This is a genomic window from Pseudomonas sp. Ma2-10 (genome assembly GCF_054330215.1).
This window is the reverse complement of sequence record NZ_JBTEYL010000011.1, coordinates 17913-32143: the sequence shown is the minus strand read 5'-3', so window position 1 is coordinate 32143 and position 14231 is coordinate 17913. Positions and strand designations below refer to the sequence as shown.

The window sequence follows — 14231 nt, the reverse complement described above, 5'->3', positions numbered from 1 at the left end:
CTCTCGAGTGCTAGCGCATAAAACGTAGTGGTAAACCCTGACAGTTGTCATTAAGACGTTTGTCGTGCCAGGCAATTTGCCCGGACACGATCGTGGTGCTGACGCTGTGGCGAAAACGCTGCCGGGCAAAAGGCGTCCCACCGCATTGAGACAGAATCGGCTGCTGGGAAACGGCGACGCCGCCTACCCGGTGACTGGTGCAGGCAGACTTCGGCGGTGATGCGTTTCTGGGCCAGTGGCTTGTCTTCGAACAACGCCAGTTCGCGGGCGGTGGTCAGGTGCAGAACATGCAGTCGGGTGCCGTGACGCCTGGCCAGTTCTACGGCCTTCGAAGAGGAGCGAAAGCACGCCTCGGCGTTGCGGATCAGCGGGTGGGTCGCAGCTGGAAGGTGTTCGCAGTGGGCCAATAAAAGGGTCGGCACCTTTTGTCGGCCAGTGCACTGAGGGTCAGGGTCGCCGGATTGGTGTTGGGCATGTCCATGAAGCTGGTGATGCCACCGGCCACCGCAGCCCGCGATTCGGTGTAGACGCTGCCTTTGTCTGGCGAGCCTGGATCGCGGAAGTGCACTTGGTCGTCGATCATTCCGGGCAGCAGCCATTGCCCTTGTGCATCGAATTCGTCGTAGGCATTTTCACCGTGGATGCTGCTGGCGATCTTCACGATTCGCCCGTTGCTCACCAACAGATCACCGTCAAACTCTCGACCTTCGTTCACCCGCCGGGCATTGCGAATCAGTACGCTGCGCATGGTCAGAACTCGTTCTGCAGGGCTTTGTAGCCACGCACCAGGTCGACGTTGGTTCGCGCCACGTCCTCGGAAAACTCCGAGGCGCTGACGCTCACCGGTGGGAACTGCGACAGATCTGTCTTCGGGCCGATGCGGGTGGTGGAGGGCACATAGAAGTCTTCGGACAAGTCGCGACCATCGACCACCGAGTTGTGCCGTACCACGCAACCATCACCGACTACACAGTTGAACAGCACGCTGTTGAAGCCGATAAACACCCGGTCGCCAACCTTGCACGGACCATGAACGATCGAACGGTGGGCGATCGAACTGAACTCGCCGATGGTCACTGCCGCGCCGGATTTGGAGTGGATCACCACGCCATCCTGGATGTTCGAGTTGGCGCCGATGGTGATCGCCTCCATCTCGCCTGAGGCGTCCACTTCGTCGGCACGAATCACCGCGTAAGGACCGACGAAAACGTTCTCGCCGATCACCACTTTGCCGCAGATGATGGCGGTTTTGTCCACGTAGGCAGATTCCGCAATCACTGGCAGATCGCCCGAAGGGTTCTTGCGAATCATGGTTTGCTCAACGCGTCGTACAGGGTGTTGAGGTTGTACTCGAACAACCCGACAAAGGTGCTGGCTGGCCCGGTCGCCGCGAGCGCATCGGAGTACAACGTGCCACCGATGTGCGCGCCGCTTTCATCGGCAATCTGCTTGAGCAGGCGTCCATCTTTGATGTTTTCCATGAACACTGCTTTGATTTTTGCCTGGCGTATCTGGGTGATCAGTGCGGCGACTTCGGCGGCTGACGGTTCGCGTTCAGTGGACAAACCTTGAGGCGCCATGAAGTCGATGCCGTAAGCCTGACCCAGATAACCGAAGGCGTCATGGGAGGTCACGATTTTGTGCTTTCCTGGTGGCAGCGAACCGAGTTTGGCCTTCGCTTCGGCTAGCAGCGCGTAGATCTGTTTCAGGTAGGCCTGACTATTGCGTTCGTAGTCGTTTTTATTCGTCGGGTCAGCGGCGATCAGCGCCTTGGTGATGTTGCTGATATACAGCTCAGCGTTCGCCAGGTTGTGCCAGGCGTGCGGGTCGGGAATCGTCTCGCCATCTTCATCCAGGGCGCGCGGGATGACGCCGTGGCTCGCGCTGATCACGGGCGCTTTAGTCTCGGTGCTGGTTACCAGGCGGCCCAGCCAGGGCTCGAAACCCAACCCGTTTTTGATGATGAGTTTGGCTTTGAGCAACGCCTTGGCGTCGTCAGGTGTCGGCTCGTACGTGTGAGCATCGGCATTCGGGCCGACCATGTTGGTGATCTGGATATGGTCGCCGCCGACTTGATGGGTCATGTCGGCGAGGATGCTGAAACTGGTGACTACCTGAAGTTTTTCCGCAGCAGACAGTGACATCGACAGCAGCAAACTGAACAGCACGAGTAAAGCGCGCATCGGGTAACACCTCATTGGGATGTGAGCAAAGGCGGGCGGTGCAGCAAACCGTGCACCGGTCCGAACACCACAGACAGCAGATACAAACCGCCAGCCACCAGCACGATCGCCGGGCCACTGGGGAGCGAGTAGTAGAACGACAGCAACAGTCCGAGCCACACCGAGACGCAGCCGAGCAGGGCGGCGATGGCCATTAACCTCGGCAAGCGACGACTCCAGAAGCGAGAAGCAGCGGCGGGCAACATCATCAACCCGACTACCATCAGTGCGCCGATGGCTTGAAAACCGATCACCAGATTCAGCACCACCAGGGTTAGAAATACGCCGTGAGCCAAGGGACCGAGTCGGCTGACGGTTTGCAAAAAGAGTGGGTCGAGGGTGTCCAGCAATAGCGGTTTGTAGATGAACGCCATGGCGATCAGGCTGAAGCCGGAGACCCAGAGCATGCCGGTCAGCGTCGGGCCATCGACCGCCAGAGCCGAGCCAAACAACAGATGCAACAGGTCCAGACGTTTGCCCGCGATACCGAGGATCAGTACACCGCAAGCAAGGGATATCGGGTAGATGGCCGCGAGGCTGGCGTCCTCCCGCAGGCCGGTGCGACGGGTGATCCAGGCAGCGAGTCCGGCCATGCCGAGACCGGCACCGAGGCCGCCGACGGTCAGCGCCGGCAGACTCAATCCGGCGAACCAGAAGCCTAATGCGGCCCCCGGCAGAATACCGTGAGCCACCGCGTCGCCGATCAGGCTCATGCGTCGCAGGATCAAAAACACACCCAACGGTGCGGTGCTGCACGCCAGGACCAATCCACCGAGCAGTGCTCGACGCATGAACACGAACTCGTGGAACGGTTGCCAAAGATGAGCGGCCGCGAGCATCAGGCCACCCGTGTATGTGGTTGTTGGTGGATCAGATCAACGCTCGATCCGAGGACGCAACCAGTACTTTTGATCAGCAACGTTTGAGGAATGTGTTGGCGAACGGCGGCCAGGTCATGGCACACGATCAGCTGGGTTCGGCCTTCGGCATGCCAGGCGTGGATGTGTTTCCAGAGCAGCGCTTGGCCAAGTTCGTCGAGGGCGGCGTGGGGTTCGTCGAGCAATAGCAATGGTGCGGCGGCGAGGCTCAAACGGGCGAGCAGGGCGCGCTGTAATTCGCCGCCGGACAAGGCCATCAACGGGCGCTGGTCCAGTCCGCTCAGACACCAGTTTTCCAGCACGGCTTTGAGGCGGTGGCGGCGAATCTGCGGAGACTGCGTGCTACCCCAGAAACCAGCGGCCACTAGCTCTTGCAAACTGATGGGAAATTGGCGGTCCAGGTGTTGTTGCTGGGGCAGGAACGAAAGGCTGCCCTTGCGTGGGGCCTCAAGGATGACTTTGCCGGTCAGCGGTTTCTGCAACCCCGCGATGACTTTCAGCAAGCTGCTTTTACCCGAACCGTTGGCACCTATTACAGCGGTCAGACTTCCTTTGGCCAGTTTGAAATCCACGGATGGCGTCAGTGGCTGGCCAGGTGCGCCCCAACGCAAGGCTTGGCAATGAATCATGCGGCCTCCCAATTCCAGCGGCTTTCGGCGACGGCATCGTGAGCGTGGAGGCTTTCCGCGTGGACGACTCGTATGTGGAAAGCGTTGATGGTGGGGGAGCGTTTCAGGGCCAGGTTCAAACGTCGTGCAGCGTCTTCACAGAACATCAGGTTCTGACCGTTGGCCAATGCGAAGGCTTGTTCGTCGGCGCGTTTTACCGCGGTTTGTACGGCGGTGCCGAGGGCTGCTTCGGCGTCGTTGATGATCGCGATCAGCGGCAAGTCATCGAGATAGTCGTTCACTCGAAGCCGTAATCTTGCAGTGCTCCGTTGGCTATGAGGCGTTGCGACGATGCCTTTTGTGGAGCCGAGCCAAGTCAAAACGTCGGCGTGTTGCAGCGGCTTGTTGGCGAAGTCATCGACAAATTGTTGCTGAATCAGCTGCCGGGAAAGCGCGGCGGAGCACGGACAGGTCGAGGAATAAGGCACGTCGATTTTTAGTTCCACGTGGAACATTGCGTTTTTCAAACGTGCTTCGATGCTCACTGGATAGGTTTTCCAGCCGGCCAATGGGCTGACCAGCGCCGGTCTTTTGAGCAGTAAATCAGTGTGGATTTTTAAGTACGCGTTGTTGGACAGGCCTTCATGAGTATTGAGAAAACGTTGCAAAACTTGCCGCAACAAGGCCGGCGTCAGCTTTTCTTGCTCAAGCATTTCCAGCGCCAAGTACAGCCGTGACATATGAATTCCGCGCGCTGCTCCATCGTCGAGGCTAACGCCCGCGTCGGCCTTTGCGCTCAGTCGTTGGCCATCCAATAAAACAGGAAGTGCAATGCCGCACATGCCCACCCAGTCGAGTGGCAGGGCTTGGCGTGAGGCCTGCGCGGCAATATCCGGCAGAGTCAGCGCATTCATGAGCAGGTCCATCGTGGGAGTCGTTTCTGCATGTTATGTTATTACATTGATGCCGGCCATGCCTTTTTCATGAACAGGCTTTCATCAGGCGCAGACGTCACTTGTGGAACCCGAAAAGCTCATCAGCGTTAATTTCAGGGCTACACGCATAGGCGTTCTCACGGACCGAACGGGCTTGAGCATCGTGTCCTTTGTCATCGCGGGTAAGAGGGGAGTGGCTTGATTGTGTTGTTATACTATAACATTAAGCTAAGCCCGACACTGCGACCGGGCATCTTTGTGAGGAATACCTGATGTCCAATCGTCTCCCCGTGACCGTCCTTTCGGGCTTTCTTGGCGCTGGTAAAAGCACGCTGCTCAACTACGTGCTGCGCAATCGCGACAACCTGCGCGTCGCCGTGATCGTCAATGATATGAGCGAAATCAACATTGATGGCGGTGAAGTCCAACGCGATGTCAGCCTGAACCGTGCGGAAGAAAAACTGGTAGAGATGAGCAATGGCTGCATCTGCTGCACCTTGCGCGAAGACTTGCTGGAAGAGGTGAGCAAACTCGCGAAGGAGGGCCGCTTTGATTATTTATTGATCGAATCCACCGGCATTTCCGAGCCGCTGCCCGTGGCGGAAACCTTCACTTTCCGGGATGAAGAAGGGCAGAGCCTAGCCGACATCGCCCGGCTCGACACCATGGTCACCGTGGTCGATGGCATGAACTTCCTGCTCGACTATCAGGCCGCCGAAAGCCTCGCTTCCCGGGGTGAAACCTTGGGCGAGGAAGACGAACGCTCGATCACCGACCTGTTGATCGAGCAGATCGAATTCGCCGACGTGATTCTGATCAGCAAGATCGATTTGATCAGCAGCCGCGAGCGCCAGGAGCTGGTTGCGATCCTTGAGCGGCTTAACGCCCAGGCGGAAATCATTCCGATGGTCATGGGTCAAATCCCGCTGGCGAAGATCCTCAATACCGGTCGTTTCGACTTCGAGAAGGCCGCTCAGGCGCCAGGCTGGCTACAGGAATTACGTGGCGAACACGTGCCCGAAACCGAGGAGTACGGCATCGCCTCGACAGCCTACCGGGCACGCCGACCGTTTCATCCGCAGCGTTTCTTCAGCTTCATCGACCGCCCGTGGGTGAACGGCAAACTGTTGCGCTCCAAGGGCTTCTTCTGGCTGGCCAGCAAGCACATGGACGCCGGTAGCTGGTCCCAGGCCGGCGGATTGATGCGCCATGGTTTCGCCGGGCGCTGGTGGCGTTTCGTGCCGAAAACCCAGTGGCCGCAGGACGAAGAAAGCACCGCCGGAATCATGGAAAACTGGACCGCAACCACTGGCGATTGTCGCCAGGAACTGGTGTTCATCGGCCAGAACATCGACTTCGCGCAGCTCACCAACGAACTCGACAATTGCCTGTTGAGCGACGATGAAATGGCGCTAGGCGTTGAGGGCTGGCGATTGCTGCCCGATCCATTTGGCCCGTGGCATGAAGAGGCGACAGCCTGATGTCGGCACCCAGCCTGAAAATGCGGCCGATTATTTATCAGGTTCAAGGCGAGACGCCGCAAGCGTTGACCCGAGTACTGGAGGACGGCATAAACCTCGCCGTTTGGCAGCGCCAATTGCCGGCGCACATCGCTGATTTCGGGAGTTTGCTGCTGTCCCTGAACGAGCCGTTGGCGGAGTCGCGTGTCCTGGAACTGCCCAGCGATGACACCGAACCCAATCTTCACGGTTTAGCGTCAGGTTTGAGCGATCTCGAAGGTTACGAAGGTTTTATCGCCGACGTCTCCTGGTTGGTCAGCGCTTTCGCCTGTTTGATGGGCACCAAGCGTGTCGGCCTGCGCTTGCGGGTCCTGGACAAGGCCGTGTGCCCGCGTTTCCACGTCGATCACGTGCCGGTGCGGCTGATCACCACGTATTGCGGGATCGGCAGCCAGTGGCTGAAGGAAGGCGCGATGGAACGCCGACAACTGGGCAACGCCGAAGCGGAACCCCAGGACGATTCGCTGATCGAGCAGATCGCCAGCGGCGAAGTCGCGCTGCTTAAAGGCGAGAAATGGCATGGCAACGAAGGCTTTGGCCTTATTCACCGGTCTCCGCAGCTTGCGTCCGGTGAGCGGCGGCTGATTCTGACGCTCGACTGGCTGAGTTAGCGGTTCAGGGCTTGAGCCAGGTTCCCTGGCTCTGGGCTTCGCAAAACGGCTTCAAATACGCCATATCCTTGGCTTCGCCGTAATAGTGAATATCCTGCCGGTAAGGCATATTGGTCGACGTAATGGACCTCGACTTTCTGGCCAGGAAGGTTCTGTTGGCAGACTTTCACATCGAGTCGAGCCGCCGTGCTATGTACCACGCAGGCTTGAGCCAGCGCCTCACCTGATGTGAGCGCCAGGAGCAACGACAATCCCATCAACCGCATCCTTACCTCCTCAGAAAACGTCGACCATGTTGCAGAACATTCCTACTCACGTCATTGCTGGCCCCTTGGGTGCCGGCAAGACCAGCCTGATCAAGCACCTGCTGGCGCAGCGGCCGACGAATGAGCGTTGGGCGGTGTTGATCAATGAGTTCGGCCAGATCGGCCTCGATGCGGCGTTGCTGACCCGGGACGCCGATGGCATCGCACTGGGTGAAGTGGCCGGGGGCTGTTTGTGTTGTGTGAATGGTGCGCCGTTTCAGATCGGCCTCGGCCGTTTGCTGCGCAAGGCGCGGCCGGATCGGCTGTTCATCGAGCCGTCCGGGCTGGGGCATCCGGCGCAATTGCTCAGGCAATTGAGTGAGGCGCCATGGCAAGGCGTATTGGCTGTTCAACCCTGCGTGCTGGTGCTTGACGCCCAGGCACTTGCTGCCGGCAAACCGCTGCCGCTGGCGCAACAGGAAGCGCTGAACAGCGCCGGGTTGTTGCTGATGAATAAAGCCGAAAATATTGACGATGCTGATCGCCAGCGAATCGCCGCACTGTTACCGGCGCGTCCGTTGTACTGGGCGCAGCAAGCCGCGTTGCCATTGAGTGAATTACCAGGGCTTGACGCTCAAGCTGTAGCGGGTGTGGATAACTTCGTAGCGCCCAAAGGATTGGCGCAGTTGCCGGCCATCTGGACCGATCCCGCGCTGCCCATTTGCTTGAGCCAGGAACAGGAGGGCGGCTGGAGTGTTGGGTGGCGCTGGCATCCAAGTCAGGCTTTCGATGCGATGCTCCTTAGTCGTTGGCTTGAAAGCCTTGCCTGGCGGCGGGCGAAGCTGGTTATCCACAGCGTCGACGGTTGGGTTTCGGTGAATGCGCTGGAAAACTCGGTGCTGGCCTGGCAGCCCAGCGAATGGCGGCGTGATTCGCGCATCGAGCTGATTTTCAGTGAGCCGCAGGATGTTGAATCATTACAAAGTGATCTAGCCGACTGCCGGTCGAGCCCGACTTGAATCAAGGGCGCCATTTAGTGTGTTCTTGGCGCCACTGACTGATCTCGATCACCTCGGCGCGCGGCTTCACTACATCGGCCACCGCAGGTGTATCGTCGAACGGTATCGGGTAGGGCGCCAGCTCAATCTGCGCGCTGTGGGCGCCGAACTGGGTGATGGTGCCGTTGTGGCGGCTTTCACCGGTCACGGTGAATTCGAAGTTATACACACGGGCGAGGCGCCGCCGGCCATTGGCGTCTTTAATGAACGCGATCTTCCTCAAGGCCACGTTGCCGTCCAGCAGCTCGATTCCGAGCTTTACGCAATGCAGCTTGACCCGCTCCAGCGCGCGCTCGCGCAGGCCATGGTTGTGCCACAGCCACGCCCCACCGGTGGCAAGCAGCATCAAGACGAAGATATTTCCAAGGGTCAGCATCAACACGTTGCTCCAACAAGAGAGTGTCAGCTTAACTGCGTCGCCGGTCTGTCGTACAGGCTGCGTTTAGTCGCATACTGCGCGGCTTGAATTTCAATCGTTTGACGGAAAACCCACCGCATGAAACGTACACCCCATCTGCTCGCCATCCAGTCCCACGTGGTGTTCGGCCACGCTGGCAACAGCGCCGCGGTTTTCCCGATGCAGCGGGTCGGGGTGAATGTCTGGCCGCTCAACACCGTGCAGTTCTCCAACCACACCCAATACGGCCAATGGGCCGGTGAAGTGCTGGCGCCGCATCAGATTCCCGACCTGGTCGAAGGCATCGCAGCGATTGGCGAACTGGGCAACTGCGACGCCGTGCTGTCGGGCTATCTCGGCAGTGCTGCCCAGGGGCGGGCGATCCTGACGGGGGTGGCGCGGATCAAGTCGATGAATCCCAAGGCGCTGTATCTGTGCGACCCGGTGATGGGCCATCCGGAGAAGGGTTGCAGCGTGCCCGCGGAAGTCAGTGATTTTCTGCTGGAGGAGGCGGCTGCCGTGGCGGACTTCATGTGCCCGAACCAGCTGGAGCTGGACAGCTTTTCGGGGCGCAAGCCGCAATCGTTGTTCGATTGCCTGGCCATGGCGCGAACGCTGCTGGCACGTGGTCCGAAGGCTGTGCTGGTCAAGCATCTGGACTATCCCGGTAAACCGACGGATGTTTTCGAGATGTTGCTGGTGACGGCTGAAGACAGCTGGCATCTGCGCCGTCCGCTGCTGGCGTTCCCGCGTCAGCCGGTGGGCGTCGGTGACCTGACCTCTGGACTGTTTCTGGCTCGCGTACTGTTGGGCGATAGCCTGGTGGCGGCTTTTGAATTCGCGGCGTCGGCGGTGCATGAAGTGCTGCTGGAAACCCAGGCTTGCTCCAACTATGAGTTGGAGCTGGTGCGGGCTCAGGACCGGATTGCCCACCCGCGGGTGCGGTTCGAGGCGACGCTGATCAGTCTCTGAACGGCGTAGACTCCATCGCGAGCAAGCTTGCTCGCGATGACTCACTCAAGAACCCCATCAAACTGACTGAACAGTTCAGGCGTCGCTCTTGATGTCCTGATAACGCTTTTCCAGCTCCTGACGAATCTGCCGACGTTGCTGGGCCTGCATGAAGCGGCGTTTATCTTCGCTGTTCTGCGGTTGCAGTGGCGGAACAGTAGCCGGTTTGCGATCGTCATCCACTGCGACCATGGTGAAGAAGCAGCTGTTGGTGTGGCGCACCGAGCGTTCGCGGATGTTTTCGGTCACCACCTTGATGCCCACCTCCATGGAGGTGTTGCCGGTGTAATTGACCGAGGCTAGAAAGGTCACCAGTTCGCCGACATGAATCGGCTCGCGGAAAATCACCTGGTCCACCGACAGGGTCACCACGTAGCGGCCGGCATAACGGCTGGCGCACGCGTAGGACACTTCATCGAGGTATTTGAGCAAGGTACCGCCGTGCACATTGCCAGAGAAGTTGGCCATGTCGGGGGTCATCAATACCGTCATCGACAGCTGTGCGTTTCCGGGTTCCATAGCGTTCTCACGGTTCAAGGCAGAATTTCGGGAGGGTGGCACCTCTGCGGGGGCCTTGTCAGCTTTTTCAAACCAACAGCTATCGGGACGCCGGGCGGGTGGCTGCCGTCACGCCCCAATCGATCTGTTTCCATATATTGCACCGCCTTTCTGCCAAAAAACGCGGTGTGGCCTTTCGAAAGCCCCCTCTCAATGTCGATTGAGCAATGCCACCCAAAGAGTCCCACACCATCGACGTGATATTGCGATCTTCTTCTCGGGTGCTGTTTTTGCGGCCGGGCATTAACCCTGTGGTGCGTCAGGCGTCTTAGCTTTCCAGCCAGACGTCTCGCGCCCAGTGCCACACCGATTCCCAGGTTTCTTCGGCGACCAGCTCTTCTTCGGCCAACCACAGCACCACGGTGCCGTCTTCTTCGACCAGGTAGTAGTTGTCACCGTCCTGGCAGATCGGAATCATGCTGCGATCAACACCCGCGTCCCAGGCGTTGGCGGCAACGTCCGGCAGGTAGGTGTGGGATTGCGGGTCGGTAACGGTCACCGGCTCCAGGCTGCCGTAGACGACGTCGCTGACGGTCAGCAAAAACTCTCTGAAGACAAACGGAATGTCGATGAACAGTTGTTCTTCGATTTCCACGAGTTGATCTTCGTCGGGTAACTCCAAGGGGACCGGTACCGGTTCGTTGGCTTCACGCAGTTGTTCGATGATTTCTTCCACGTCCGGGATCCTCTTGCTTGATGGCGCGATTTAGTTGGGGCGGTTTATACAGTAGCTCGCTATAGATGCAACCGCGAAATAGAAAACCCCAGCCAGGGCTGGGGTTTTCATTACCGCATGCTTAACGCAGGAGGGATCAGCCGTTCTGGCGGATACCGGCGACCAGCCAAGGCTGGTTCTCGCCCTGCGGACGTTCCATGTTCCAGCTTTCGCTGAACACTTCGCCCTGGTCGAAACGCGAGGTCTTCGACACGCCGTTGAAGGTCAGGGTGGCGATGGTCTTGTCGGCACGGTCATCCACGCCGTCCAGTTGAACATTGAGGTTATCAATGTAGGTGGACTGGAAGCCGTCGCCCAGATCGGCACGTTCGCGTTTGAGGAACTCCAGCATTTGCGGGGTCACGAACTCGGCGATCTTGTCCATTTCGTTGGCGTCCCAGTGCTGTTGCAGGGACTGGAAGTGGTTGCGGGCCGCTTCAATGAAGTTCTTCTCATTGAACCAGGCCGGAGCATTGATTACCGGACGAGCGGCAGCCTGTGCTGGCGAACCGCCGAAGATCGAACCGCCTGCAGGCTTCTGTTCGAACACTTCACGCTGCATCGGTGCGCCAGCTGGAGCCATGTGCTCCTGCTGCTTGCGACGACGAGCGGCGATGAAACGGAAGACCAGAAAGGCGATGACGGCCATGATCAGGATGTCGAAGATCTGCATGCCCTGAAAGCCGTCGCCCATGAACATGGAGGCCAGCAGGCCACCGGCCGCGATACCGGCCAGAGGGCCGAGCCAGCGCGAAGCACCGCCAGCCTTGGCGGCAGCACCCGCACCGGCGGTGGCTGCAGCGCCACCTGCAGCAGAAGAAGGCGCCATTTGGCTGGTCTGGTGGGTCGGGGCCGCGCCGACGCTTTTGCCGCCACCAAAGCGTTTGGCGTTGGCGTCTAGGCTCATCGTCAGGCCGATGCACAACGCCATGGCGATGCTAAGAAAACGTTTCATAAAGGGAATTCTCATTTGTGGATGGCACGCGCGCCATGTTGCACAGCTGAAGTGTTACTGGCTAGCGGCAGAGTGTTTCGGGCTTTTGCTTTACAGGTTGCGTTCAGCTTCAGTCCGCGCAATAAGGCCTGTTAACTTTGGTCCCTAGAATAAGTGGATAAGTTCTAGGGTTGCGTAGATCGTGCCCACGCTCTGCGTCCACGGTGACGCTGAGCGTCACGGGATGCATTCCTTTGCTGCGCGTGGGAGCGATCAGGACTGGTGGGCTTTAAATAGCTTCCAGCTTTGCGTAACCCAGCATCAGCCACTTGCTGCCTTCGTTGAAGTTCACCTGCACCCGAGCCTGAGCCCCGGCGCCTTCGAAGTTCAGGATCACGCCGTCGCCAAACACCGTATGCCGTACTGCCTGGCCAAGGCTGAACCCGGTGTCCGGGATCTCGCTACCGCCAAACAGGCTGCTGGAGCTCTGCTGCTGGCCACCGCCGAACGGACGGCTGACACTGTTGGACAGCCGCACTTCCTGGATCAGGCCTTTCGGCACTTCACGTACGAAACGCGACACCTTGTTGTAGGTCTCGCTTCCGTACAGGCGTCGGGTTTCAGCATAGGTCATCACCAGGTTCTGCATGGCCCGGGTGATACCGACATAGGCCAAACGGCGCTCCTCTTCAAGACGACCCGGTTCTTCAAGGCTCATCTTGTGCGGGAACAGGCCTTCTTCCATACCCACCAGGAACACGTAAGGGAATTCCAGGCCCTTGGCGCTATGCAAAGTCATCAACTGAACGCTGTCTTCGTGCTCGTCGGCCTGAGTATCTCCGGCCTCCAGTGACGCGTGACCGAGGAACGCCGCCAGTGGCGACAGGTCTTCGTCTTCTTCAGCGTTTTCGAAGTTGCGCGCGGCGCTGACCAGCTCCTCAAGGTTTTCTACCCGTGCCTGACCTTTCTCGCCTTTTTCCGCTTCGTGATAGGCGATCAGTCCGGACTGCTCGATGACGGTCTGGGTCATCAGATGTAGCGGCATTTCCATGCACTTGGCGGCGAGGTTCTCGATCAGCTCGATAAACGCCCCAAGAGCACCGGCAGCACGGCCGGTCAGGCCTTTGTTAGCCACCAGCAGGCGCATGGCTTCCCACATCGACACATCGCTGTGACGGGCATGGTCGCGGATCGCTTCAACGGTTTTCTCGCCGATACCGCGGGCCGGAACGTTGATCACCCGCTCCAGCGCTGCATCGTTGCCGCGACCTTCCAGCAAGCGCAGGTAGGCCATGGCGTTTTTGATTTCTGCCCGTTCGAAGAAGCGCTGGCCGCCATAGATGCGGTACGGAATGCGCTCACGCAGCAAGGCTTCTTCCAAAACGCGTGATTGGGCGTTGGAACGGTACAAAATCGCGATATCACTGCGAGCCAAGCCGGTTTTGAGCGCGCTTTCGATGGTTTCCACCACGTAGCGTGCTTCATCGTGTTCGTTGAACGCGGCGTACAGGTTGATCGCCTCGCCTTCGCCGCCGTCGGTCCACAGCTCTTTGCCCATGCGCCCCGTGTTGTTGGCGATCAGGGCATTGGCTGCTTTAAGGATACCGGCGGTGGAGCGGTAGTTCTGCTCCAGACGAATGGTTTCAGCATCCGGAAAATCGTCGGAATACTGATAAATGTTTTCGATTTTTGCGCCGCGCCAGCCGTAGATCGACTGATCGTCGTCGCCGACCACCATCAGGCTGTCGCCGCCCTTGGCCAGCAGTCGCAACCAGGCGTACTGCACGGCGTTGGTGTCCTGGAACTCGTCCACCAAAATGTGCCGGAAGCGCTTCTGATAGTGCGCCAGCAGGCCCGGATGATCGCGCCACAGATCGAGGGCACGCAGCAGCAGTTCGGAGAAATCGATTACGCCAGCGCGCAGGCATGCAGCCTCATAGGCCTCATAAATGCTGCGCATGGTCGCCAGGAACAGATCGCCGCTGGCTTGAATGTGTTGTGGACGCAGACCTTCGTCTTTCTGCCCGTTGATGAACCATTGGGCTTGACGGACCGGCCAGCGTTGCTCGTCCAGGCCCAGCTCGCGGATCACCCGTTTGACCAGTCGTTGCTGGTCGTCGCTGTCGAGAATCTGGAAAGTCTGGCTCAGGCCGGCTTCCTGCCAGTGCGCCCGCAACAAGCGGTGCGCCAGGCCGTGGAAGGTGCCGACCCACATGCCGGCCGGGTTGATACCCATCAGCTGCTCGATGCGATGGCGCATCTCGGCAGCGGCCTTATTGGTGAAGGTCACCGACAGGATTGAGTGGGGTGAGGCGTTTTCGACCTGGATCAACCAGGCGATACGGTGCACCAGCACTCGGGTTTTACCGGAACCAGCACCGGCCAGGACCAACTGACGACCCACGCGGGCAGCTACGGCCTGGCGTTGGGCATCGTTGAGGGAGTTCAGCAGAAGGGAGAGATCATCGCGCATCGGGGCATTCTAGGGTGCGCCGTCACACCGGGCAAACCGAGCTTTGCATTAGCCGATGAAATAAGC

14 protein-coding genes and 2 pseudogenes are annotated in these 14231 nt (G+C 59.1%); 4 read left to right on the top strand and 12 right to left on the bottom strand.

Annotation, left to right across the window (positions count from 1 at the left end):
- Nucleotides 1-10: 10 nt before the first annotated feature.
- The 6 genes and pseudogenes from ACXPVS_RS15030 to folE2 all read right to left on the bottom strand — a co-directional run bounded on the left by ACXPVS_RS15030 (nt 11) and on the right by folE2 (nt 4622).
- A pseudogene (locus ACXPVS_RS15030) lies at nt 11-748 on the bottom strand (hypothetical protein).
- Between the two features lie 2 nt (nt 749-750).
- Nucleotides 751-1311: a gamma carbonic anhydrase family protein gene (locus ACXPVS_RS15025; protein WP_458510637.1), complete on the bottom strand. Its 561-nt coding sequence runs from the start codon at nt 1309-1311 to the stop codon at nt 751-753.
- Nucleotides 1308-2183: a metal ABC transporter substrate-binding protein gene (locus tag ACXPVS_RS15020; RefSeq protein ID WP_458510636.1), complete on the bottom strand. Its 876-nt coding sequence runs from the start codon at nt 2181-2183 to the stop codon at nt 1308-1310. The genes ACXPVS_RS15025 and ACXPVS_RS15020 overlap by 4 nt, the downstream gene beginning before the upstream one ends.
- Before the next feature lie 11 nt (nt 2184-2194).
- Nucleotides 2195-3061, bottom strand: coding sequence for a metal ABC transporter permease (locus tag ACXPVS_RS15015; protein WP_458510635.1), 867 nt, complete (start codon nt 3059-3061; stop codon nt 2195-2197).
- Complete coding sequence (locus ACXPVS_RS15010) at nt 3061-3729, bottom strand: ATP-binding cassette domain-containing protein (RefSeq protein WP_458510634.1); 669 nt, start codon at nt 3727-3729, stop codon at nt 3061-3063. Before ACXPVS_RS15010 ends, ACXPVS_RS15015 begins: the two co-directional genes overlap by 1 nt.
- Nucleotides 3726-4622, bottom strand: a complete 897-nt coding sequence (gene folE2, locus ACXPVS_RS15005; RefSeq protein ID WP_458510633.1) for a GTP cyclohydrolase FolE2 — start codon at nt 4620-4622, stop codon at nt 3726-3728. Before folE2 ends, ACXPVS_RS15010 begins: the two co-directional genes overlap by 4 nt.
- Before the next feature lie 293 nt (nt 4623-4915).
- On the opposite strand from folE2, the gene zigA reads away from it, so the two are divergent.
- Together zigA and ACXPVS_RS14995 are read left to right on the top strand one after the other, a co-directional pair.
- Nucleotides 4916-6124 (top strand): zinc metallochaperone GTPase ZigA, encoded by a 1209-nt coding sequence (gene zigA, locus ACXPVS_RS15000; protein WP_458510632.1) that lies wholly within the window; start codon nt 4916-4918, stop codon nt 6122-6124.
- Entirely contained in the window at nt 6124-6774 is a 651-nt protein-coding gene (locus ACXPVS_RS14995) for a DUF1826 domain-containing protein (protein WP_458510631.1), read from the top strand. The genes zigA and ACXPVS_RS14995 overlap by 1 nt, the downstream gene beginning before the upstream one ends.
- A 4-nt stretch (nt 6775-6778) precedes the next feature.
- Here the strand turns inward: ACXPVS_RS14995 and ACXPVS_RS14990 are convergent.
- Nucleotides 6779-7040: pseudogene (locus ACXPVS_RS14990) on the bottom strand (NADH:ubiquinone oxidoreductase).
- Nucleotides 7041-7066: 26 nt separating this feature from the next.
- Between ACXPVS_RS14990 and ACXPVS_RS14985 the strand changes: the two are divergent.
- On the top strand, nt 7067-8038 hold the full coding sequence (locus ACXPVS_RS14985) for a CobW family GTP-binding protein (protein ID WP_458510630.1): 972 nt from the start codon (nt 7067-7069) through the stop codon (nt 8036-8038).
- A gap of 1 nt (nt 8039) precedes the next feature.
- Here ACXPVS_RS14985 and ACXPVS_RS14980 read toward each other — a convergent pair whose 3' ends face one another.
- Nucleotides 8040-8453 (bottom strand): DUF3301 domain-containing protein, encoded by a 414-nt coding sequence (locus tag ACXPVS_RS14980; protein ID WP_458510760.1) that lies wholly within the window; start codon nt 8451-8453, stop codon nt 8040-8042.
- Nucleotides 8454-8573: 120 nt separating this feature from the next.
- Between ACXPVS_RS14980 and pdxY the strand changes: the two genes are divergently transcribed.
- Nucleotides 8574-9446 carry a pyridoxal kinase PdxY gene (gene pdxY, locus ACXPVS_RS14975; protein WP_458510629.1) on the top strand — a complete coding sequence of 291 codons (873 nt, stop codon included), beginning with the start codon at nt 8574-8576 and terminating at the stop codon, nt 9444-9446.
- 75 nt (nt 9447-9521) lie between these two features.
- Here the strand turns inward: pdxY and ACXPVS_RS14970 are convergent, their stop codons facing one another.
- The 4 genes from ACXPVS_RS14970 to uvrD form a co-directional block, all read right to left on the bottom strand.
- On the bottom strand, nt 9522-10004 hold the full coding sequence (locus ACXPVS_RS14970) for an acyl-CoA thioesterase (RefSeq protein WP_458510628.1): 483 nt from the start codon (nt 10002-10004) through the stop codon (nt 9522-9524).
- A gap of 307 nt (nt 10005-10311) precedes the next feature.
- The gene (locus ACXPVS_RS14965) at nt 10312-10719 is read right to left on the bottom strand and encodes an SMI1/KNR4 family protein (protein ID WP_149419544.1); all 408 of its coding nucleotides are present in this window, start codon (nt 10717-10719) and stop codon (nt 10312-10314) included.
- Between the two features lie 136 nt (nt 10720-10855).
- Complete coding sequence (locus tag ACXPVS_RS14960; protein ID WP_458510627.1) at nt 10856-11713, bottom strand: Tim44 domain-containing protein; 858 nt, start codon at nt 11711-11713, stop codon at nt 10856-10858.
- A gap of 268 nt (nt 11714-11981) precedes the next feature.
- The gene (gene uvrD / locus ACXPVS_RS14955; RefSeq protein WP_458510626.1) at nt 11982-14165 is read right to left on the bottom strand and encodes a DNA helicase II; all 2184 of its coding nucleotides are present in this window, start codon (nt 14163-14165) and stop codon (nt 11982-11984) included.
- Between the last annotated feature and the right edge of the window lie 66 nt (nt 14166-14231).